Raw genomic sequence first — 23,476 nt, forward strand, 5'->3', positions numbered from 1 at the left:
CGACATTAGTCTGCTGTTTTTCAAGCTGTTGCAGTTCGTCAACGGTCTGGCTGATTTTAGTAGCGTAATCCATAACCAAAGATACGACTTATTGAATTTGATTTAGTATAAGAAGTTAAAAATGGGTGTTCAACTGGTTTACCAGGGGTGTCTTTAAAGGAATGGGGTTGTCTATTTTCATATTTTACTATATATATTTAAAAAAAGAGGCAAAAAATTAAAAAAACAATCTTTTACCTTCGTCAAGTAATCTATTAATACGATCTACAAATTAGTTCGACACTTAACACCCACCGGTTACCCCTTAAAATACATATGAATTTATACACTACAGGATTTTCTGTTACGGCAGTAACGACACAACTGATCAAGCAGGCAAGTTGGGAGTCGGAGGTTCAGGAGATGTACAGTAATTATCAGCTTATCAGTTTATTATTAAGTCAGTCGACGTCGATTACTGTCGAGCACAGACAACATTGTTGCTATCTGAAGCAGGAGCTGACCCATACCCTGGAAAATTTTATGAGTGAGCTGGACGAAACAGGCTCGAACTCGGAGATGATAAAACAAGCTATTTTCAGCAAGCACGTAGAAACAATGAAAAAGCTGAATCAATCCGTAGGTATTCTGATCAGCCAGCAGAGCCATTCGTAAACGTATATCCGTCACCGGCTACGAACCGTATGGAGTAGTAGTTGGGAGGTATCGATTGAACCTAATGAATTTACAGTACCTGTTATCCCGTTCACGAATTCAGATTCTGGCGGGCTTTCAATCGAAATGAAAGTGGCGAAGTCTGCGTAGCTTTCTTGAAACATACGGAGAAGTAAGATAAACTGCTAAAACCACATCGGTCGGCAATCCATTGTATGCTTTGATCTGACTGGACCAGGTAGGTCGTTGCCTTTTGCAATCTGTATTCTTTAACGATTTCGCTGAAATTCTTCCCGAAAAACGTAACAAGGCTCCGTTGAAAAGCCGAACGGCTCATGTTCAACGCTTCAGCCATCTTTTCGGCAGTCAGTGAGGCATTGCCAAACTGCTGGCTCAACTGGGTGTTAAACTGGGTGATGAACTGAAAGCCAGACTCCTCTTTTACCTCCCGTGGCTGATAGCGGCTTCTGTCGGCTTGCTGTCGTGTAATGTTGTTAACTTTCAATATCAATTCTCTGCGTAAAAACGGTTTGAACAGGTAATCGAACGCCCCTTCTTCGAGACCATTGATCATGTCCTGCTGTGTAGCTTTTGCGGTCAAAAAAATGAAGGGTATCGATCGATAGTCGAGGCTATTCTTCAGAACCCGGATGAATTCGATCCCGTCCATTTCGGGCATTACGACATCGCAAACAATCAAGTCCGGGACAAAAGACGGCAATAACTCCAACGCCTGACGTCCATTGGCGGCTGCCCTGACTTCATGCGTGTCAAGCTCCAGTTGTTCCTGTATATTTTCCCTGAGTTGAACGTCGTCTTCAACCACTAAAATTCTGGCCATAGGCAGTTTGGTCAGTGATACGTAATCTATATACCTATTGCATTTACCGTACACATAAGGTTGTACTATAGGAATGGTCTGACCAATTTGAATTAATTACAATTTCCTTATCCCCGGTATAATAACAATAAAGTTTCTCTTGAATGGTCAAAAATTTTGGATTGAAGTAGTGGCTACTCCTGATTAACCCTTACCTGCTTTTTTGCAATCGATCCAGCAGGTGCTCCAATCCATTTAACTTGATCTCATACATGGTTTGCAGCAGCATACCCAACTTTCCGGCGGGCATCCCTTTTTGAACAAACCACTCGAGATAGGCCATTGGCAGGGTTCGGATGAGACACCCTTTATGCTTGCCAAAGGGCATGGTGTAATGGATCAGCTCTTTCAGCAGATCCGGGTTTCCCGCCTGGAGTTCTTCGGCCATAGGATAGGCAATTGGTGAAAAGACGGGCGATCGGTAGCCAGAGCCAGTCTGGAAAGCAACTACTGGCAGTCGACCAGATTCCAGTCCACTTTTAGTTTATTGACCATGTTGCACAACGAGATTATGTCAATAGGTTTGACCAGATATTCGTTGGCACCCATACGCTGCGCTTTCTGGATATCACGCTCGCTGCTTGAGGTTGAAAAGACAATGATAGGCGTCGACTGATAGGTTTTTGACGCGCGAAGTATTTTAAGGGAGTCGAACCCGTTCAGGCGAGGCATGTTCAGGTCGAGGATAATTAGGCAGGCATGCGAGGGCGACTGCTCCAGCGCTGACAATAAGTCCAATCCATCGACGGCAAATTCAATCTTCGCTTCAGGACAGCACTTGTCAAAAGCAATTTTCATCAGAAACCGGTCATCGTCGTCGTCATCGGCAACGAAAACAGAGTAGGTAGAATCTTTTTCCATTGGGCTGTTACGGTAAAGTAATAAATTCCTATAGTAAAATTATAAACCATAGGACAAGAGGATTTTTCTAAGAAAGCAAATCTACAAAATATGATCTTTATTTTTATTTTTTAGGGACGCAACATAAAATTATTTACACAAGCTTACCGGTAACCTGTTCTATTAAATTTCTGAAAACCATCGATTTAGATACGACCAAGCCTATCCTACCGATAAGTCAATTTATTGGTTTCTGAGATGAGGTTTTCGCCGGTATTTTTAACCGGGCGCAATTGGAATAAATAAATTAAGAACCCGTTAGAACTCGCCTTCACCGGGTTCTTTCATTTTCTTTTTAGCCTGATGGAGCCGGTAATTAAATGTCAGGTTGATCTGTCGCAACCGTCCCTGGGAATTTGTCTCGGTATAGAAATTACTACCCTCCGTGATGGACCGGTACCGTCGGGAGTTGAACACGTCGATGACGTTGAGCACCAGCGTGCCGTTATTTCGGAGTACATCTTTGCTGAGCGAGAGGTCGAGGGTAGCAATGGCTTTCCGGGTGCCCTGGGGTGTTTTCTGAGCGGCTTCGTAATTACCCCGCCATTGAAAATCGGTGCTTTTGAAGATTGTAAAGCGGGAAGTCAGCCGGGTAAACCAGCTGTAAGTATCGCTCTGGTAGGTTGCATCGAGGTTACCGCCATTGGTGATAGCCCGGAAGAAATTTACGCTGCCGTCGAGTTTCCACCATTTATAAAGAGCATACGACCCTGTAAACTCGGCCCCGTAGGAGTCTTCGGTTGCTAGGTTCTCGGGCCGTGTCGTTGAGTTGCCGGCTTCATCGACCTGGCGTATTCGAAGAATTTTGCCCGTTGTATGCCGGTAGTAAAGCGATGAACTCATCGACCCTTTTTCCACATATTTGATATGACCTACTTCAAAGGCATTGGTAAATTCCGGATTCAGATCGGGGTTGCCGCTGAAAAAGTTACGGTTATCACTAAACGTCATGAAGGGACTCAGGTCATTATACTGCGGTCGGCGAACCCGGCGGCTATAGCTGAGCTGTAGCGCATGCTGACGGGGCAGGTCGTAGGTGGCGTGAACACTCGGGAACAGGTTGGCATAACTACGGGGGTTGACATCATTGGTCTGTTTCAGGGTTGTCGTTACCTGGGTCCACTCGGCCCGCAACCCCAGCTGGTAGGAGAACTTACGAACTTTGTTCCCTACGATACCATATACTGCATTGATCTTTTCGACATACAGGAAATCATTGGTCAGGCCCGGCAGGGGTGTCCAGCTATTGTCGGTATTCTGCTGGGTAACCGAGTAGTCATTGGTCATGTCGCGGGCGCTTAGCCGCAGACCGCTTTCCAGTTTGCCATCCTTAGCAAAGGGGCGGACGTAATCGAGTTGAAACAGCAACTGCTTTTCGGTTTCATCGTTGAGTGCCCGTTGCAGGACGTTGGGAATGCCGGACGAGTTGCCATCAGATAGAAACGTTTGCTGGGTGAACAGCTGGTCTGACTTTTCCCAGTTGTCCAGATACCGAACGTCGGCGGTAAGTTCATGGCCCTGTCGGGCAAACGTTTTCCGATAGCTTACTACATACTCGGAGTTGGGCTCGGTTTCGGTTTCGTCCTGGGTCCGATTGGTGATGCTTTGGAGTACATTGGTCGTATTGGGTCTGTAGTCCAGATACTGAATATCCGAGAATCGTTTTCCCTTGCTGATCCGCCAGGTATAGGCGGCCGTCAGGATACTGGTGGGGCTGAAAAAATAGTCGATACCGGCCCGGGCATTATTATTCTGCCCCTTCAGGGTGCTTGTCGAGTTTTGCCGGTATACGAACGTTGTATCATTGGTATACACCTCCTGGTACAACGCGTTACGGCCGGGCGTATTCCGGAAAGAAGCGGTGTAATTGACGAAGAAGTTCAGGTTTTTGCGTCGGTAATTGACATTGGCAGCTGCTCCAAAATTGCTGGGATACCCGGTGATGATATCGAAGGAGCCGTTAAAGCCTTCTTTCCGTTCTTTTTTTAAGACGATATTGATAACCCCGCCCATGCCTTCGGCTTCGTAACGCGCAGAGGGGTTGGTGATCACCTCAACGCGTTCTATCATGCTGCCCTGTAATTGCTGAAGGCCGCTTCCACCTTTGAAACTGACCAGTCCCGAGGGCTTTCCGTCGATTAATATCCGAACGCTGTTGCTACCCCGAAGGCTAACATTGCCGTCGCCGTCAACGGCAACCGACGGAATATTTTTCAGAATATCGGAAGCTGTACCGCCCGCATTGGCTAAATCCTTGCCCACATTGAAAATTCGTTTGTCAAGGGCTAGTTCCATCTGGCTCTTTTCACCCATGACAATGACTTCATCCAGTCGTTTAGCGCTGGCTACCAGCATCAGACTCCCCAACTGCCTGTCTTGAGCGCCCATATTTATTGCCGGAATTATTTTCTCCCGGTAGGACACCGCGCTGAGTTTAAGAAAATACTGACCCGGTTTTGCCTGTAAACCGAATACCCCCGCTTCGTCGGCAACGACGCCGGTTACCAGCGCAGAATCGGTGGTACGGTGGAGGGTGACGGTCGTAAACGGAATCGCTACTTTTTTCTCGTCGACTAGTGTCCCCCGGATCCAGGCTGTCGATGTCGATTGGGCCAGCGAGCCCAGTGGTAATAGAAGCAGGCAAAAAAAGAGCCGATTGGTAACGGTCTGGAACATAGTTGAGTAAATATCGCCGGGACTGGGGGTCACTGAAGGTTGAATGCGTATTCAGCACGTAAAGGCAGTGCGGCTGTGCATCTACCACCGGTTTCGCGCCTTTCGTCCAGTAAGGTGCGAAAAAAACACCCGATCCTATATACGCGGCCTAGGTTTGGGCTCGTCGCCATCGCTACAATCGAAACAAAAAAGAGAGCTACGGTGTACATACGGCAGCCAGGGATCGGGTATGGGTAAAGACCGGCGACGGACCCGTAGTTCGATTCGTCTCAAAAATGGCCGATTTATCTACTGAACTAACGACGCCTATATGCTCAACAAAAGCCTCCTCCTGCTATTCGTGCTTTGTAGTACCGCCCCAGCCAGCCTTTTTGCACAGGCGTTGCCTGACCTACGCCAGATCCGGTGGGGTATGCCCCGCCCGCAGGTTAGAGAAGCTGAGCCACAAAAGCCCACGTCCGTGCGGAGGGATAAACTGGTCTATAGCCGCATACCGCTGAACGATCGAACCGTTGGGCTTGAGTATGACTTCAATGGTGATTCACTGCTGTCGGCGACCTACTATTACTACGCCACTGTATCGGTGACGAAAGCGGATGTGTTGGCCGCTTTCAGTGAGTTTGAGGGACAACTGACCGAGAAATATGGCCCCGGTAAACCCATTAAAACGGGAGATGGTCGGCAAATCAACTGGTTAACGCCCCGAACACAGATTACGCTGGCGGTGGGTAATGTCGATCGGGGCTGGTCGACGGAGATTGTCTACCTGTGCCGGGTTTGTGGGGGTGGTCCTCCCGCTGTTACCTCCTGGAAAGCTCGAAAAGAGATCAGGGATTTTTAAATTTAGTACAGCAGCCGACGCAGCCAGACCGGCCAGCCAGGTTGGCTCGCCGTGGCATCCAGCCGCTTTTGGTACTCGACCCACTGGGCCCCGAAGATGGCGCTAACTAAGCCCAGGGCTATACCAATTGGCCGCGCATCGTGGCCTGCCCAGTTGATAAAATCCGTTGCGATGTGGAGAATCAGCGCGAGTAGGCCGCAGGACAGGGTAAGCAGTTTACATAAATTTCTCTTTTTCATGTAGTGACGTATCCGCAAGGCAATGCGGGTGTGGGCAGCCCCGGTTGGTTATGACTGTAAAATTGACAACTGGATCCGGTAAAAGCTGTTAACTAGTGTATGAGCGGTACCAACTTATTCGTCACCTGCCTACCCGCTGTAATGCTGGTAAGCAAGTGACGAATAACAAATATGGCTGATTGATCGTACCGTCTAAATCCGGTTGCCGGGTTGGCCTTACTTGATAGCGACCAGACGACCGGCAGGCTGATCGACGGGCTGCGTAGCCAGCGTCAGTTTATGGGTGGCCGTTTCAACGCCGTTGGTAATTTCTACCTCATAAAGGCCATCCTGAAGCTGGCTGACGTCCAGACGGATACGCGAGGATGTCTCGTTTTTCCCAATGTGTTGCGCAAACAGTACATCTCCCTTGCTGCTTTTTAGCCGGATGTCGACGGCCCCACCCGTTTCTTTATCCAGCGCAATATTGAGCTTACCCGCAGCGGTGGAGTAGATTCCGGTTTTGTAGGCCGCAGCGCCAGGGCGACGATCACCGGGTTTCACTGTTGCGAAGGAAGACGACAGGGTGATTAGGCTTACTGTGAGAGCGAGGAAAAGGGGTTTGATGAGCGATTTCATGATTTCTATGTGTTTATAATCTGGTTATCTGCTAGTCGGGTTATTCCCGATTGGTGAAACAAAGATAAGGGCAGACTATGGTACTATGTATTGCAAACTACCGGAGCGGTCGATCGTCTGGATGAGTGGTTCAAATCCAGCATCGACTGATGGAACGGTATATCGTCAGAAACAGTCTGTACCCGTCAAAAGCGGTCAATAGGTAGCACGCCCGCCTGAAAGGTCGAATATAAACCCGGTGGTGAAACTCGACTCGCCAGACACGATCCAGGCAGCAAGGGACGCTACTTCATCAATCGTCCCCAGGCGCTTCATAGGTATTTTGGCCGTCATGTAGGCCAGTTGTTCGGGTGCGGTATGTTCATTCATAGCTGTTTTAATGACTGCCGGAGCCAGCCCGTTTACGGTAATCCCCGCTTCGGCGTATTCTTTGGCAACCCCTTTTACCAGGCCGATCAAACCGGCTTTCATGGACGAGTAGCCAGCCATGAAAGGATTGCCTTCTTTGCCCGCGATGGATGCGATGTGCAGGATTCGCCCGTATCGATTGGCTTCCATGGCTTTGACAGCCCATTTGGTCATCAGAAACGCACCCCGCAGGTTGACGGTATAGACCGAATCGAAATCGGTGACGCTGTAGTCGGTAATCTTCGTGTTGGTTGGCCCGACTATACCCGCCGAATTGACCATAATGTCGAGCCGCCCGGTTGTTTCCAGCACGGCCTGTATGGCTGCCTCGACCGATGCCTCCACGCCTATGTCGACAACCTGCCCCGTTACCGCATACCCCCGGGCGCTGCATTCGGCAACGGTACGTTCGAGCAGAACACGGTTGATGTCGAACAGGATAACCCGGGCTCCTTCGGCGGCCAGCCTGGTGCCAATGCCCTTCCCGATACCGTCTGCCCCTCCGGTAACGATAGCCACCTGGCTGGCAAACCTATTTGTGTTTCTATGGCCGTGTGCATCAAGTTGTTCCATACACCTGTTTTTAGGGTCTTAAAGAGAATCGGGTGGTGGAATCTCCTACTGTCACTGTAAAATTTGTAGAACTTATAGGAGTATCTGGTAAACATAAGTGGCTTTTCTTCACCGAAGTGAAAGGCACTTCTCCCCGTCGTATGGTCAAACCTGCTTATTCTGTCTGTTTACTCTGTGCAGGCCTTCTGGGTCTGGCAAGCTTCACGATCAATCTGCCTGGCTCTGTCTTCGACGGACCTTCACCGGCCCGGACTCCGGCAGAAGAACAGGCTATGTTTCAGGTTGAGCCCGGTTTGACGGTGCAACTGGTTGCTTCGGAGCCCATGGTTCAGGACCCCGTGGTCATCACCTTCGATAAGGAGGGTCGGCTTTGGGTCGTTGAGATGAGGGGCTTTATGCCAACGATCGACGGGGCGGGAGAGAACAAGCCCGTTGGGCGCGTTTCAGTACTGGAAGATACCAACGGCGATGGCCAGATGGACGTCAGTACCGTTTATATAGATAGTCTGATCATGCCGAGGGCGCTGGCCCTGGTTCCGGGGGGTGCCCTCATCGCCGAAAACGGGGCACTCTGGCTGACTCAGGACCGGAACAATGACCTGATCGCCGATTCTAAAACCCTTATCGACAAAGACTACGCCGGCAGCGCCCTGCCCGAACATGCCGGTAACGGGTTGTGGCGGGGTCTCGACAACTGGTACTACAACGCCAAATCCCGGTTTCGCTATCAGCTGGTCAAAGGAAGCTGGCAACGCGACAGCACCGAGTTTCGGGGACAGTGGGGGATAAGCCACGACGATAAGGGGCGGCTTTATTACAATTACAACTGGTCGCAACTGCACGGCGACCTGGTTCCGCCCAACTACCTGTCCCGCAACAAACACCATACCGCTACTACCGGCATCGATCAGGGGTTTACGATCGATCGGCGGGTTTATCCTGTCCGGTCCAATCCGGCCGTGAACCGGGGTTATATTCCCGGCACGCTGGATAAAGAGGGCCGCCTGCTGGAATTTACGGCCGCCTGCTCGCCACTCGTTTACCGGGGAACGGCCCTGCCCGCCGACTATGCGGGCAATGTGTTCGTGTGTGAACCGGCGGGTAACCTCATCAAGCGGAATGTGATGAGTGAAAACGGCGCACTGGTGACGGCGCGTGATCCGCATCCGGGCCGGGAGTTTCTGGCGTCGACGGATGAACGGTTCCGGCCGGTACACCTGACGACGGGACCCGACGGGGCGCTCTACGTGGCCGACATGTATCGGGGCCTGATTCAGCATAGTGCCTACATCACACCCTACCTGAAGGAACAGACACTAACCCGTGATCTGGTCCAGCCAGTCAACCGGGGGCGCATCTGGCGTGTGGTGCCCCAGAACTGGAAACGGACACAACCAAAAAAACTCGGGTCGGCATCGTCGCAGGAACTGATCGGCTACCTCTCAAGCCCGGACGGCTGGTATCGGGATATGGCGCAGGGGCTTCTGATCGATCGGAACGAGGCCGACACGCGCCAGGCATTAACCGACCTGGCCGTGAAAGGAAAGAATCAACTGGCGCGATTCCATGCGTTATGGACCCTGAACGGCATGCAGCGTAATCAGTCAGCCGTGCTGCTCAGCTTAGTCGCCGACCCCAACCCCCTTATTCAGTCTACGGCGATCCGGATGCTGGAGCCCTTTGCCAAAGCCGACAAAACCGTTCGGGTAGCCCTGGGTCAGGCGCTGCTGAACCAGGAAAAGAACGCGGCCAGCGCTCAGGCCCTGCAAATGGCTTTGTCAGCCCAGGTGCTTGACACGCCGACAGCACACCAGCTGTTAGCGAATCTCATTAGCCGGTATGCCAGCACCCCGCTGATGCGGGACGCTGTGTTGAGCAGTCTTCAGGATAGTGAGTTTACTTTTTTACAGCGGCTCTGGCGGGCACCGGGCTGGCAGATGCAGGAGCCAGCGAAAGAAATACTGCTGGAGATGCTGACAACGGCCCTGGTGCGGAAACGCAATCCTGGCGAACTGACGGCTTTGTTAACCATGCTGGAAGATAACACGGGCAAACTCAGCTGGCAGCAGCAGGCCGTGGTCGCGGGTTTGTCTACCGGGGCCAACTCAGACAAAAAACAGCCGGTAGTGCTGACCAAAGCCCCCCGGATACTGACCCAGTCGGCCAGTTTGATCGAGCCGTCCCGACTGGTGAAGGTGGCTTCCCTTTTCGAGTGGCCGGGCCATACCGTCGATCGGCAACTGGTGACCACCGTCAATCCGCTCAACGCCGAGGAACAGAAGTTGTTTGCCTCGGGTCGGCAGCTCTACCTGAGCACCTGCTCGGGTTGCCACGGTACCGACGGGAAAGGCATGGCCCGATTTGCCCCGCCCCTGATAGGCTCACACTGGGTGCTGGGCGACGGAAAGCGGTTGGCGCTGATTCTGCTGCATGGAATGGAAGGGCCGGTGGATGTCGCCGGAAAAGTTTACAATTCTCCCGATATTCTGCCGGTCATGCCCGCCCACTCAACCATGGACGATGCCTCGATCACGGCTATTCTCATGTACATCCGGAACGAATGGGGCAATCAGGCCGGGCCGATCGGGAAACGCGTGGTGGGGGCCACGCGTGTGACTTCGCAGGGGCGGGTTGTCCCCTGGACGGCCAAAGAACTGAACACTTATGTTAGCCAGACCAGCGAAGAAGCTGGCAAATAAATCGAAGCAACGTATGAAAGCGTATCAACCGATCAGCAGACGGGCGTTTATTGAGCGGTCGACGGCCGGGGCCCTGGTGCTTGCCCTGCCAGAAATACCGGCCGCTGGCTCGGTAAGTCGAATGGGTGTGGTCGTTCACTCGTATGGAAACCGGTGGAACTCCAAAGTGGGCAGCCAAACCTATCCCGGCTTTACATCGGCCCTCGACCTGCTTGACCACTGCCACAAGATCGGGGCGGGGGGTATTCAGGTGGTGATCAAAGACTGGACCGACGACTTTGCCCGCAGCGTTCGAACCCGGAGCGAGACGTATGCTATGTACGTGGAGGGGTCGATTGGCCTGCCAAAAAAAGCCGACGAGGTAGCAGCCTTCGACCAGGAGATCAGTCGGGCAAAAGCCGCGGGCATGAACATCGTCCGAACCGTATGCTCGGGTGGTCGGCGCTATGAGATTCTTCATTCGGCCGACGCCTTCGCGGAACTGAGGAAAAACGCCCTGGCTTCCCTGCAACTCGCAGAGCCCATTCTCCGCAAACATAAAATCAAACTGGCGGTTGAAAACCACAAAGACTGGCGGGCACCGGAACTGGTTGCCTTGTTGAAACAGCTCGATAGCGAATGGATCGGTGCGACGCTGGATTTCGGGAACAACATCGCCCTGGTCGAAGACCCCATGGACGTTGTGCAGGCATTGGCACCGTATACGTTCAGCACCCACGTGAAGGACATGGCCGTGGAAGAGTACGCCAATGGCTTCCTGCTGTCGGAGGTGCCGCTTGGCAAAGGAATGCTGGACATTCCCAAAATGGTGGCTATCTGCCGGCAGAAAAACCCCTCGGTTACCTTCAACCTGGAAATGATCACCCGAGACCCGCTGGAAATTCCATGCCTGACGACCGACTACTGGGCAACATTTGCCTCGGTACCCGCTGCCGACCTGGCCCGAGCGCTGCGGGTAGCCCGCCAAAACAAGGCCGCAGCCCCGCTACCCAGAATGTCGCCGTTAAGTGCTGAAGACCGGCTGGCTGCCGAAGAGCGAAACATTATCGATTGCCTGTCGTATAGTAAGGACCGGTTAGCGCTCAAGTGACTGGTACAACCTTATCCATCAATTTAAGTAGAGATTATGTCGCAGGAATTATTGCCAGGTATCAAACAGTTCGATCTGAGCGGGAAAGCCGCCATTATTACAGGAGGGTCAAAGGGGCTGGGTTTTGCGATGGCCGCCGGGCTGGCGTCGGCGGGTGCCCGGCTGATGCTGGTGAACCGAAATGCGGACGAAGGGGCAGCCGCTGCCGCTGAACTGGCCCGCGATTATGGGGCGGACGCTATTTCTTTTCCGGCCGATATCACCCAGGCCGCCCAAACTGAAGCCATGGCCAAAGCGGCTATGGAAGCATTCGGACAAATCGATATCCTCATCAACAGCGCCGGCATCAACATTCGGGGTGCTATCGATGAGGTGACGACCGAAGACTTCGCGAAAGTGATGGACGTGAATGTAACGGGTACCTGGCTTAGCTGCCGGGCCGTAACGCCCTATATGAAACAGGCTGGGCGGGGCAAAATCATCAACCTCGCCAGTACACTTGGTCTGGTGGGCCTGGCAAACCGAACCCCCTATACGGCCAGTAAAGGGGCCGTTGTGCAGATGACGCGCGCGCTGGGACTGGAGTTGGCGGCCTTTAATGTCAACGTCAACGCCATCTGTCCGGGTCCGTTCCTGACCGAGATGAACCTTCCCATTGCCGATACCGAGGAATCGAAGACCTTCATCGTTGGGGCCACGGCCCTGGGACGCTGGGCTGAGCTTCGTGAAATTCAGGGAGCCGCCATTTTTCTGGCCAGTGATGCGAGTAGCTTTATGGTCGGCTCCATGCTTACCGTGGATGGTGGCTGGACGGCCAGATAAACCTATACCCCTTTCCTAAACCGAGTTATTGACCATGGAAAAGCTGAGCGGAAGCGCCAAACCAACCCGGATTCGCTACCGAATGCTGGCACTCGTATTTGTCAACGTGGTTATCAACTACCTGGACCGGGCCAATCTGTCGGTCGCAGCGTCGGCCCTTGGCAAAGACCTGACATTATCGTCGGCGGAGCTGGGCTGGATATTTTCCGCATTCGGGTGGACCTATGCGCTTCTGCAAATACCCGGTGGACTCATTGCCGACCGCTTTGGTCCCCGGGTTTTATATGCCTTTTGTCTGATTACCTGGTCGATATCAACCGTATGTCAGGGTTTTGCGCGGGGGTTTGCCTCGTTATTTTCCCTGCGGCTGGCCACTGGTGCCTTCGAAGCGCCTTCGTATCCCATCAATAATCGTATTGTCACGAGCTGGTTTCCCGATAATGAGCGGGCCTCGTCCATTGCCCTCTATGTCTCCGGCCAGTTCATTGGTCTGGCTTTCCTGACGCCCGTGCTGACCGCCATTCAATACTATGCCGGGTGGAAAGGGTTATTTGTAACAACCGGACTGGTTGGTTTGATCTGGGGCGTTGTCTGGTACCTGTTCTACCGCGACCCCCTGGACCATCCGGGGGTGAATGCCGCCGAACTGGATCATATTGAACAGGGCGGTGGGCTGTTTCGGCAGAAAGAAAAGAATGCCGGGCAGGGGCAGGTGTGGCAATGGAGGAATCTGAAACAGGTATTTTCCAGCCGGACGTTATGGGGGGTTTATATCGGGCAGTTTTCGGTCAATGCAACACTCTGGTTTTTTCTGACCTGGTTTCCAACCTATCTCGTCAAGTACCGGGGCCTCGACTTCATCAAATCCGGCTACCTGGCGTCGGTACCTTTCCTGGCCGCCTGTGCGGGGTTACTGTTATCCGGATTCATTTCCGACAATCTGGTGAAAAAGGGATGGTCGGTCGGCACGGCCCGGAAAGCGCCCATTATCGCGGGACTGCTGTTATCGGTGAGTATCATCGGGGCCAACTACACGAACGATACCGCGCTGATCATCTTTTTTCTGGCACTGGCCTTTTTTGGTTCAGGTATGGCCCTGATTTCCTGGGTGTTCGTCTCCATCTTATCACCTAAACATTTAATTGGTCTGACCGGGGGCGTCTTCAATTTTATGGGTAATCTGGCTTCGATCGTTGTGCCTATCGTCATTGGCTACCTGGCCAAAGAGGGGGACTTCAAGCCAGCGCTGGTATTTATCGGGGCGCTGGGATTGGTGGGTGCCAGTTCATATATTTTCCTGGTGGGGAAAATTGAACGCGTCGTCACGCGGGACAGCCAGCCCACCCTTATTCGGGAATAAATTCCGGGGGGTAGTGTCAGGAATGACAAGGATCGGTTCGACCAGATCTGTCTGAAATGGGGGCGATAAGTTCATTCGCTGTGTGTACCCGTATATTCTACGCAAAACAAACCGGCATCAAAACGGCTTAATCGTAGAAATAGCACCTGAACAATCAACGAAACGGGGTCGGGTCGTCGTTTAAGGTGGTGGAACACCTCCTCAATACCTACACACATGTCAAATCAGTCAGGCGGCTGGCTCGGTAAGCTGGGAAACCTGCTTGTACCCCCCAGCCAGCAACCACCTGCTCAGGCAGCGGCCGTTACCAACAAACGTATTCTGGACGAACTGGTTGCCTCGTTTGAGGATTCGATCGGCCGTGAATCGGTTGGGTCGAGTATGCTCTTTAACGCCCATTTTCTCATCATCCTGCATCCCGAAACGTATGAGGCCCGCCAGAATGCGTTTCCGGTGATTGTCAACGAAGCCGTCGACGCGTTCAAACAGTGCATCGATCAGCAGAAGGAGCCATACGAGCGCATATCGCCGGTGGCGTCGAGCTGGTTTTTCAAGTTCGGCGCGGGTCGGGAATTTGGTGGAGAACCGGTTGATCCTGCCGACGTTAAAGTCGTTGGCGCGCTGACCGGCATACTACCCGGCAACGTACAGGGCCAATCGGCAGAGAAGTTGAACGTGACGCGTCGGGTGAAGCAAACGAACCGCTACGAAAAAGTGGATGTCGACCTGCATACTTTCCAGCATATCGATTTTCGGGAACCGGGGGCGTTTGTCGTAAAATTCAATTTTCAATCACCCGCCCCGGCCTCCCAGCGGGTTCCCGTCGTGGGGGCCACGGCAAGCGGCTCACCGGCACTGCCGCGCAGCCTGAGTGCGGGCCTGGCGGAGATCAATTATTACATCGCGGAGTTGAACAAAGAGGCTACCTACCTGATGCGCGACCGGGAGATCGTGGTGGCCCGCAAAGAGCCCGACAACCAGCATTTTCCCAACTACCTGCTGGTCGAGTCGGCCTATGTATCGAACCCCCATGCCCGAATCCGCTACAATGACGCTACCAGCTCGTTCGAACTGGCGTCGTTCAGCCGAAACGAAACCCGGGTGAACGAGCAGTTGATCCCCCGCTCTGAGCCAGCCAGTCCGCAGTGGTACAGTCTGCCCGATAAAGCGCAGATACTGCTCAATAGCATGGTCACGTTAAACTTCCAGCGGAACGCCTGAGCTATGATCGATTTTCTGCTTGTCGTTATGCTGCTCCTGTTCGTTCTGTTTCTGGTGGTCAGGCACTTTCAGGATTTACCCCGCTAGCCGGGCGTTACAGAAGTAGGCTTACGCTCGGATTTGTGCGGAGCTGTCTATCATTCACGTTTACTTTGCTGCATGGATGCATTAGTAATTGCCGGTCAGACCGACGTAGGCCAGCGCCGGACTGATAACCAGGATACGTTCGTCTGCACGCCGATCTGGTCGGAAACCACGGCGCTGCTGGCCGCTATCGATGGGGTTGGCGGCTATGCCGGGGGCGATCGGGCGGCTGCCATTGCCAAAGAGTCTCTCGAACAATACATGACCAAACCCAACGGTGACCCGCTGTCGATGTTACGGGAGGCCGTAGTTTTTGCCAATAACCAGATTAACCAGGCCCGTGAGCAAAACCCCGGTCTGGCGCAGATGTGCTGTGTCTTGACGACAGCGCTCGTCGATGTCAGCCTGGGCAAGCTGGTATTTGTTCATGTCGGCGACTCCCGCCTGTACCGGTACCGGCAGGGGGTGCTCGAAAAGCTCACCCATGACCACTCGATGGTGGGCATACGGGAAGATGCCAACGAACTCACCGAGGCCGAAGCCATGCATCACCCGCGCCGGAACGAGATCCTGCGGGAGGTAGGATCGACGCCCCACCGGGTCGATGATCCTGAGTTTCTGGAATCGGGAGAGGCAGATTTTCTGCCGGGCGACCAGCTGTTGCTGTGCAGCGACGGCCTGACCGACATGATCACTCGGGCGCAGATCGTAGGGGTTCTCACCCAGTCTATTTCGCTGGACGAACAGACTATAGCGCTGATCCGGCTGGCTAACGAACAGGGCGGCAATGACAACATAACAGTGGTGCTGGCCCGAAACAACCTAAACACCTCGTCTGCGGCAGTTACCTCGCCCATACCGACCACCGCCGAACCAACGAAACCGCTGAACGTGCCCATCGTGACGGTACCGGCGGCTGAATCGAAAGCACCGGCGGTACCTGCCAGACGGAGTATGGGCGGTGTGTGGACCCTGCTGGTGCTGTTGCTCGCGGTTATCGTTGCCGGGATCGTCTGGTGGCAATATCAGCCGGCCGGTGATTTCGATCTGGTGGCCGATAGCCTGACGACCCGGCAGCCAGCTACCGATTCGCCGGGCCTTGTTTCCCCGGTATTCCCCGTGGACTCGTTCGTGCAAATCGCCTATCGGAGTGCCGATCACCGACTGGTTTTGCCCACGGATACCGTCCGGCTGGATAAGCCACTTCTGATCAACGATTCGCTACAGAGCATCGTAGGGGGAGATCGGTTTACCGTCATCGTACCGGCCGATACGGGGCGGGCGCAACTGGCGATGCGTATAACCCGCCGGGGGCTGGTGAACCTGGAAAACATTGTGATCAGCGGATTTAAAACGGGTATCGAAATGACCGGCGAGGGAAAGCTGTCCCTGACGAAGGTGTACTTCAGGGGGGTGGACATGCCCGTCAGCGCGGGCATTCACCAGGACTCCAGCGACCATTCAATCCTGACGGTCTCTGTACAGAATCTGCCGGTTTTACCTCAAACGCCCCGACCGTAATGGCGACGATTCGATTCAACACGCAGTTTCCCGGTTACGAAATACTGAGCGAACTAGGGCGTAGCAACGCCCGCATTCTTAAGGCACGTCACCTGGCTACGGGCGATCTGGTGGCCATCAAACACTTTGCCCTCAATACCGATGCCGAAACGCTTCGCCGGTTTCAGCGGGAGTCGGCCATAATGACCAGCATTGCCCATCCCAACATTGTCAAAGTGCGGGAAGTGCAGCTGGAGGCCGAATTGCCGTTTATCGTCATGGAACTGATCGAAGGCGGCAACCTGCATCACCTGATCCGGCAGCAACATCAGCTGGATGTGCCAACGACAATCCGGATAGGGCTGCAAATGGCCAGCGCGTTCAAGGCTATTCATCCACAGGGTATCGTTCACCGGGATATCAAGCCGGAGAATATTCTGTATCGGCCCCTGCCAAGCGGTGAGCTGCATTTTCTGCTGACCGACTTCGGGGTGGCCCGTCTCCAGGAGCAATCGACCACGATGACGGGTCAGTCGCTGATGACCTATGAATATGCCTCGCCCGAACAGTTCAACGACCCCAAAGGCGTAGGCGTAGCCACGGATTACTATTCACTGGGCGTCGTGTTGTATGAATGTCTGAATGGTCATGTACCCTTTGCGCTGGATGATCATTCGGGAATTGTCACGTTCATGAACAAAGTGCTCAGTGAAGCCCCGCCCGCTTTGCTGGTCACGACCAGCGATCAACCCATGCACCCGTTCGTCGACCTGCTGAACGCGCTGTTGCAGAAAAAAGCGGCCGACCGGCTGAGCGATGCCGATGAGCTAACCTGGCGGCTCAAGCAGGCCGAGCTGAACTACCTGCAGGCCACCCGCATCAGTCAACCCCCGATTGCCCGACATACGACCGCTGCGACCATCGCGCCGACCCCGACCCCGCCCGAACCCACTAAGCCCAGGACGCCCGCATCCAACGAGCCCCCAACCATCCTGGCACCGATCGAGGACCCGGCGAAACGGAAAAAAAAGGCCGGTATCGGATTGAAACTGATCGTCCTCGTCCTCATCGTCTCGCTGGCGGGCGTTGGCTATTACTTGACCTTCCTTAAACCCGGCGGGTCGGTAGTGAATAACCCGTTTACGGGAAACCCAATCGAAGCCAATGACTCTTCGGCCACTGGCGATACCGAAAGCGCACAGCCCGAAGACACACAGCTTCAGCAGGAGGCCGAAGAACGGTTACGGCGGGAGCAGCTGAAGAAAGACGCGCTGCTGGCGGCAAAAGAACTGAGTGTCGAGCCGTTCGGGTACCGGGTGGGCCTGTTTGGCGGTATCAAAAATATTCAGGTGAAGCTGGATAACCCCAGTCCCTTCACCTTCGCGCTGGTGGCTGTCCGGGTCGATTACCACAAAGAGAAGGGGCCGCTGTATAAATCGGAGAAGGTTTGGTTCGGCAATGTTGGCCCCAATGCATCGTTAACCCGGAAAGCCCCCGATAGTGATCGGGGCACACGAATCACCGCAAAAGTTGTGGGGTATGAATTCAGCAAGGAGCTGGATTCGCTGCTGACATCGACCCCGACCGACTCGTTAAATTAACTGGCCAATGCCAACTGTAAGTATCAATACGCATTTTCCAGGCTACGAAATCATAGGCGAAATTGGCCGCTCCAATGCCCGTGTGCTGAAGGCACGGCACCTGGACACGGGCGATCTGGTAGCCATCAAACACTTTGCCCTCAATACCGACGCCGAGACACTCCGGCGCTTCAGGCTCGAATCACAACTAATGACCGATATCCGCCACCCGAATGTGGTGCGGGTTCGGGAGGTGCAGCTGGATATGGCCATGCCGTTCATCGTCATGGAATGGATCGAGGGGGGGAGCCTACGGGTGCTTCTTGCCGAGGGCGGCCACCTGGACGTGCCGACAACGATTCGGCTGGGGCTGCAAATGGCCGAAGCGTTCAAAGCCATTCATCCACGCGGGATCATCCACCGCGACATCAAGCCGGAGAATATTCTGTATCGGCCCCTGCCAAGCGGTGAGCTGCACTTTCTGCTGACCGACTTCGGGGTGGCCCGCCTGCGCGAACAGCAGACCCAGACCATGACGGGGCAGTCGCTGATGACCTACGAATATGCCTCGCCCGAACAGTTCGACAATCCAAGGGGAGTCGATGTTGCCACCGACTATTATGCGCTGGGCGTAGTTCTGTACGAGTGTCTGGCGGGTAGGGTGCCGTTTTCCATGGCCGACAGCGCGGGTATCGCTACGTTCATGAACCAGGTTCTGCGAACCCCGCCCCCTCCTGTAGCTATGCCGCAGCCGGGTCAGTATGTGCCGCCAAGTCTGAACACACTCCTGAGCTGGATGCTGGCCAAAGACCCCGCCGAACGCCTGAGTGAGGTAAATGAGCTGGCGCTGTTACTAGGGCAGGCTAATGTGGAGCAGTTGCAGGCGGGGCGGTCGGAAAATCGTCGCCCACCCGTTTCGTCCCGAACGATGGCCGCCCCGGCTGGCGTACCCCAACCTGCCCCTGACCCCTACGAGTATGAGTCCGAAGCCCAGACAAACTGGTGGGGGATTATGGCGGGCGTGCTGATCATTGGTGGCCTGGTCGGGCTGATTTTTTTCTACACGCAGCGGCAGAAAACGCCCGTCTCCAAAATTATGCAGGATACAACGGTGGTGGTAGCTGACTCGTCCGATATGAATGTGATGGATGTCGATTCGGCAACGACCCAGTCTGACGACCAACCCGAAGAAACAGCTACCGACTCTACGGCTACGGACGCCGGTACGACCGTCCCCACCGTGCCCGCTACGGGCAGCGATGCGGTTGCCATTCCCGATTCGGCGGCAACACCCGTCGATTCTACCCAAACCGAATAGGGCCACAACCCGCCTGACCCCTACTGAATGAAATCAAATCCTGTTCCGTCCGGACGCCTATACCTGCTTGGTGCATCGATTGTATTGCTGGTGCTGTTTGCGCGGCTGTTCATTAACCTCCTTCCCGGTCTGGGTACGGCCAACGAGGCCCTGTTTGCCAGACAGGCGCTTACGCTCCGGGATGGCCTGAAATCGGCATCAATTCTGTCCCTCTTAACGACCGGTAACTACTATGCCGACCAAAAGGATGGTCGTCTCGTTGCCGATTCGCTGGCCGCCAAGCTAAGCCAACAGGGCTCACTCGACAACCTGGGAGCCATCAATAAACGGCAGTTTTCCATACTCGCACCAGTATCCTGGCGTAGCCGCATTGGTGGGCCCGACTTTCAGAGCCGACTGGCGCTGTCCCGCCAACAAATGGGCTTCGACTCGGTGCTGTATGTCAGGGAGTTGAACAATCCCAAACCGTACGGAGCCACCATGCAGGCAGGGGTCGGCAGCGCTTCGATTGCGGGTCAGGTCCTGCGCGAGGAGCAGCCGGTAGCCGGGGTGCTGGTTCAGCTGAAACAACACCCGGCAACGGCCCAGCCCGATACGTTGCCTAACCGTTTCGTATATGCCCGAACGGATACTGACGGTCGGTTTCGGTTCTCTGGCCTTGCCGATGGGTCGGGCTACAGTGTTGTTCCGCTAAAACCCGGTTTCGAATTTGGCAGTCGCCGGGGAGCGAGCCGGTTGACCAGCGATCAGGAATACACTTTTTCAGCGCGTCCGCACCACATCCGACTGATCGGCTCGGTCGTATATGGACAGCTCAAAGCCGATCATGCCCTTGGGGTACGAACACCCAACGCCTACATGGGGCAGTTCTGGGCCATTGTCTTTCTATTTTTTGGCCTGTTCTGGCTCATACAGGGCTTCTGGGCCACGCGACGCTTTCATCCCGACCCCCTGCTACTGCCAATCCTGATGCTGCTGACGGGTATTTCGGTACTTACCCTGCTGGCCATTCAGGACCCATTGCAGGACACCTTATACGCCTGGCAAACGGTACAGGGCGTTGGGGCCGGTCTTGTGGGTATGGCGATCGTATCTCAGCTAAACATTGGCCGGTTCTACGCCGACTGGCGGTTCGACTGGCTGTTTGCGTTCCGTAACCGGAATACAGTTCGGCTGTCGGGCTGGACGTGGCTGGTGCTGGCCGTGGGTTTGGCGGCCCTGACGCTGTTTGTCGGAAGCGGGCCGGAAGGTAGTGGTGTCAGGGTGAACCTGTCGGTGCTGGGGTTGACCATCCAGCCCAGCGAGATTACCAAGTTTCTGTTGCTGCTGTTCTTCGCGGGATTCTTTGCGGCCAATGAGCAGCAGATTCGCCAGTTACCCGACTTGCGGTGGCGGTTTGCGGTGAGTGCCGGTGCGCTGGCCGGGGCGGGCCTGCTGATGTTGCTTTACCTGCTGCTGGGGGATATGGGTCCGGCACTGGTCGTCTGTTTCACTTTTCTGTTGTTCTACAGCATCGCCCGCGGCAACCTACCGCTGACGCTGGCAACGGGCGTGGCCTACGGGTTCGCCCTTTGGCTACTGCCCGGCTGGCTGGCTACCCTTATCTGCTTGGGTGGGGTCGTTGGCTACCTGTTCTGGCGGGGTGAGGCCCGCTCGACAACCGGGCTGGGCTGGGCCGCCTTACTCACCGAAGCGCCAATACTGCTGTTACTGGTGATGGCTATGTTTGCGTTCGGCGATTTGTTGCCGTTTGTGGGTGACCGGCTGGCCGATCGAAAGGCGATGTGGCTGAGTCCCTGGAACAACGATGTGTATGGGGGCGATCACCTGGCCCATGCCATGTGGACTCTCGCTTCGGGGGGGTGGTCGGGTCAGGGGTTGGGGAAAGGATTCGCCAACGCCATGCCCGCAGCCCATACCGACATGATCCTGCCCAGTGTGGGTGAAGAGCTGGGGGGGCTGGGGGTCATTGCTGTGTTCCTGTTGTTTGGGGTACTGCTCCACCGCATTTTCCTGCATGCCCGCCAGGCGGGTCAACCGTTTGCGTTCTTTCTGGTGGCCGGTATCGCTATATCGACGGGGGTGCAGTTTCTGATCATTGCCGGGGGTTCCATCGGGCTTTTGCCGCTAACGGGTATCAGCGTGCCCTTTCTGAGCTATGGAAAAATTTCTCTCATCATCAACCTGATGGCCATGGGGGTGGTGTTCAGCGTGGCCAGTCGGCCGGGGCAAACCACGCAGCGCGAATACCTCTCAACCCACTACGATGTGGTTTTAATGGCCGGTATTGCTGGTTTTTTGCTGGGCGTTGTCATCCTGATCGGGCGGTTGTTGCCCATTATCGGCTGGCGCGGAAACGAGTACATCGTGCGGCCTGCCCGCGTCATAACCCGAAACGGCGACCCAGTCTACAGCTACAATCCCCGAATCGAACGGCTTACCCGGGCCCTGGCATCGGGCACGATCTACGACCGAAACGGCCTCGTGCTGGCAACAAGCACGCCCGAACAAGTTACCCAGCAGGCATCGAAACTACGCAAAAGCGGGCTGCGGGCCGATCAGCTTCAGGCCCTTAGCCAAAAAAGGCTGCAACGTTATTACCCATTCGGTGATCAACTGTTCTTTTGGGTCGGCGACCTGAATACCCAGTTATTCTGGGGCCAGAGCAACGGCTATTATGCCGAGGCTACCCACTTTAGTGAGTTGCGTGGTTTCAACAGCCGTCCCCGAAAAACCGAACTCGTCACCACCGACTACCGGGCCGACCGCTTCAGCCCATCGGTGGAGCAGACCCGGACACTGTCGGTATACGACTATCGGGAACTGGCACCTGCGCTGCGGGCGGGTATCGACAGCCGCGAAGTTGACCGGCGAAAGGCCCGCAACCGCGACCTGCATCTGAGCGTCAACGCCGAGCTTCAGGTCGCCTTGCAAAACGCCCTGGCCCAGTCCGAATACCGGGACAAACGCCTGTCGGTGGTGGTGCTGGATGCCGCTTCGGGCGATGTATTGTCATCAGCCATGCACCCACTACCCAACCTGAAAACGCCCGAAACCATGCTGCTGGCCGATCGGGACCGGCTGGCGTTGCCTTACCTGGTAACCGAACGCGATCTGGGCATGACCTTTCCGACAGCTCCCGGCTCTACGGCCAAAATCCTGACCGCTATGGCTGCCTTTACCAAGCTGGGCTCATCGGCGTCAGCTGTCAGCTACCCCATCAGCTGTCAGGAAATCATCCGGCGGGGGGCGCGTGAGTCGGAGCCCTGCAATCAATCCGTCGACATGCGGAAGGCCATCGTTCGGTCGAGCAACGTGTATTTTATTCGGACAGCCAACGACAACAAGCTGGACAACGAAATGGCTTCCCTGTACCTGGCAACGGGTATGAACGTGGATATGGTTGGCGGCTATTCGTTCTCCGATACCCATACCGATCCCGAACGGAAAAAAATCATGCAGCACTGGCGCGACTCGTCGTTTGTCGTGCGCCGAAATTTGTACCAGAGTAATAGGTACCCCCGGCGGTATCGCGGTGAATTTTCGGGCCTGGCCTGGGGGCAGGGGCAGCTAACGGCAACGCCCGTATCGCTGGCCCGGATGGCGGGCGCTATTGCCAACAAAGGCTTGATGCAGCCCTCCCGCTATGTGCTGGATCAGGCCGGTAAAGCGCAGCCTGTTCCGGCGGGACGGTCGATTGGCCGACCCGCCTACGCCGATCAGTTGCAGGCGTTTATGATCGAACAGTCGAATCCGGGTGCTGGTCGCAGTAAGATCAGCGCGGTCCGGGTGGCTGGTAAAACCGGTACGCCCGAGCGGATCGTGCAGGGAATACAGCGCAATGATGGCTGGTACGTATTTTTTGCGCCTACTCCCGACGGTCGGTCGAAAACGGTGGTCAGCGTCCGAATTGAGCTGGGCGAATCATCCGCTGACGCGGTCAATCTGGCCAATACCATTGTTGCGCCAATCTTGCAGGAGCGCGGTTATTTAGGTAGCTTTTAAGTCAAGAA

18 protein-coding genes are annotated in these 23,476 nt (G+C 54.8%); 11 read left to right on the forward strand and 7 right to left on the reverse strand.

Going from position 1 to position 23,476, the window contains the following annotated elements; genetic code table 11:
- Positions 1 to 315: 315 nt before the first annotated feature.
- On the forward strand, positions 316 to 654 hold the full coding sequence (locus tag FH603_RS24215; protein WP_186741104.1) for a hypothetical protein: 339 nt from the start codon (positions 316 to 318) through the stop codon (positions 652 to 654).
- A gap of 91 nt (positions 655 to 745) precedes the next feature.
- On the opposite strand, the gene FH603_RS24220 is transcribed toward FH603_RS24215, so the two are convergent.
- The 4 genes from FH603_RS24220 to FH603_RS24235 all read right to left on the reverse strand — a co-directional run bounded on the left by FH603_RS24220 (position 746) and on the right by FH603_RS24235 (position 5,110).
- Positions 746 to 1,495, reverse strand: coding sequence for a response regulator transcription factor (locus FH603_RS24220; RefSeq protein WP_186741106.1), 750 nt, complete (start codon positions 1,493 to 1,495; stop codon positions 746 to 748).
- 190 nt (positions 1,496 to 1,685) lie between these two features.
- Positions 1,686 to 1,922, reverse strand: coding sequence for a DUF3820 family protein (locus FH603_RS24225; protein ID WP_186741108.1), 237 nt, complete (start codon positions 1,920 to 1,922; stop codon positions 1,686 to 1,688).
- A 59-nt stretch (positions 1,923 to 1,981) separates the two neighbouring features.
- Complete coding sequence (locus FH603_RS24230) at positions 1,982 to 2,395, reverse strand: response regulator (RefSeq protein WP_186741110.1); 414 nt, start codon at positions 2,393 to 2,395, stop codon at positions 1,982 to 1,984.
- A 297-nt stretch (positions 2,396 to 2,692) separates the two neighbouring features.
- Positions 2,693 to 5,110 (reverse strand): TonB-dependent receptor, encoded by a 2,418-nt coding sequence (locus tag FH603_RS24235; RefSeq protein ID WP_186741112.1) that lies wholly within the window; start codon positions 5,108 to 5,110, stop codon positions 2,693 to 2,695.
- 310 nt (positions 5,111 to 5,420) lie between these two features.
- Here FH603_RS24235 and FH603_RS24240 point away from each other — a divergent pair, with 310 nt between their 5' ends.
- Positions 5,421 to 5,951: a hypothetical protein gene (locus FH603_RS24240; RefSeq protein WP_186741114.1), complete on the forward strand. Its 531-nt coding sequence runs from the start codon at positions 5,421 to 5,423 to the stop codon at positions 5,949 to 5,951.
- A gap of 2 nt (positions 5,952 to 5,953) precedes the next feature.
- Here the strand turns inward: FH603_RS24240 and FH603_RS24245 are convergent, their stop codons facing one another.
- The 3 genes from FH603_RS24245 to FH603_RS24255 all read right to left on the reverse strand — a co-directional run bounded on the left by FH603_RS24245 (position 5,954) and on the right by FH603_RS24255 (position 7,789).
- A complete protein-coding gene (locus tag FH603_RS24245) occupies positions 5,954 to 6,190 on the reverse strand; it encodes a hypothetical protein (protein WP_186741116.1) in 237 nt (78 codons plus the stop codon).
- 216 nt (positions 6,191 to 6,406) lie between these two features.
- Entirely contained in the window at positions 6,407 to 6,808 is a 402-nt protein-coding gene (locus tag FH603_RS24250; protein WP_186741119.1) for a T9SS type A sorting domain-containing protein, read from the reverse strand.
- Positions 6,809 to 7,003: 195 nt separating this feature from the next.
- Positions 7,004 to 7,789 (reverse strand): SDR family NAD(P)-dependent oxidoreductase, encoded by a 786-nt coding sequence (locus FH603_RS24255; RefSeq protein WP_186741121.1) that lies wholly within the window; start codon positions 7,787 to 7,789, stop codon positions 7,004 to 7,006.
- A 140-nt stretch (positions 7,790 to 7,929) separates the two neighbouring features.
- Between FH603_RS24255 and FH603_RS24260 the strand changes: the two genes are divergently transcribed.
- The 9 genes from FH603_RS24260 (at position 7,930) to FH603_RS24300 (ending at position 23,468) form a co-directional block, all read left to right on the forward strand.
- Positions 7,930 to 10,488 (forward strand): DUF7133 domain-containing protein, encoded by a 2,559-nt coding sequence (locus FH603_RS24260; RefSeq protein WP_186741123.1) that lies wholly within the window; start codon positions 7,930 to 7,932, stop codon positions 10,486 to 10,488.
- 13 nt (positions 10,489 to 10,501) lie between these two features.
- Positions 10,502 to 11,578, forward strand: a complete 1,077-nt coding sequence (locus tag FH603_RS24265; RefSeq protein WP_208493183.1) for a sugar phosphate isomerase/epimerase family protein — start codon at positions 10,502 to 10,504, stop codon at positions 11,576 to 11,578.
- A 36-nt stretch (positions 11,579 to 11,614) separates the two neighbouring features.
- Positions 11,615 to 12,400 carry an SDR family NAD(P)-dependent oxidoreductase gene (locus FH603_RS24270; protein WP_186741125.1) on the forward strand — a complete coding sequence of 262 codons (786 nt, stop codon included), beginning with the start codon at positions 11,615 to 11,617 and terminating at the stop codon, positions 12,398 to 12,400.
- Between the two features lie 34 nt (positions 12,401 to 12,434).
- Entirely contained in the window at positions 12,435 to 13,760 is a 1,326-nt protein-coding gene (locus FH603_RS24275; RefSeq protein WP_186741127.1) for an MFS transporter, read from the forward strand.
- Positions 13,761 to 13,976: 216 nt separating this feature from the next.
- Positions 13,977 to 14,981: an FHA domain-containing protein gene (locus FH603_RS24280; protein ID WP_186741129.1), complete on the forward strand. Its 1,005-nt coding sequence runs from the start codon at positions 13,977 to 13,979 to the stop codon at positions 14,979 to 14,981.
- Between the two features lie 159 nt (positions 14,982 to 15,140).
- On the forward strand, positions 15,141 to 16,586 hold the full coding sequence (locus FH603_RS24285) for a PP2C family protein-serine/threonine phosphatase (RefSeq protein WP_186741131.1): 1,446 nt from the start codon (positions 15,141 to 15,143) through the stop codon (positions 16,584 to 16,586).
- Positions 16,586 to 18,166 carry a serine/threonine protein kinase gene (locus FH603_RS24290; RefSeq protein ID WP_186741133.1) on the forward strand — a complete coding sequence of 527 codons (1,581 nt, stop codon included), beginning with the start codon at positions 16,586 to 16,588 and terminating at the stop codon, positions 18,164 to 18,166. Before FH603_RS24285 ends, FH603_RS24290 begins: the two co-directional genes overlap by 1 nt.
- Positions 18,167 to 18,173: 7 nt before the next feature.
- Complete coding sequence (locus FH603_RS24295; protein ID WP_186741136.1) at positions 18,174 to 19,463, forward strand: serine/threonine protein kinase; 1,290 nt, start codon at positions 18,174 to 18,176, stop codon at positions 19,461 to 19,463.
- Positions 19,464 to 19,490: 27 nt separating this feature from the next.
- The gene (locus FH603_RS24300) at positions 19,491 to 23,468 is read left to right on the forward strand and encodes an FtsW/RodA/SpoVE family cell cycle protein (RefSeq protein WP_186741138.1); all 3,978 of its coding nucleotides are present in this window, start codon (positions 19,491 to 19,493) and stop codon (positions 23,466 to 23,468) included.
- Positions 23,469 to 23,476 lie beyond the last annotated feature (8 nt).

The organism is Spirosoma utsteinense, assembly GCF_014282275.1.
GTDB lineage: Bacteria > Bacteroidota > Bacteroidia > Cytophagales > Spirosomataceae > Spirosoma > Spirosoma utsteinense.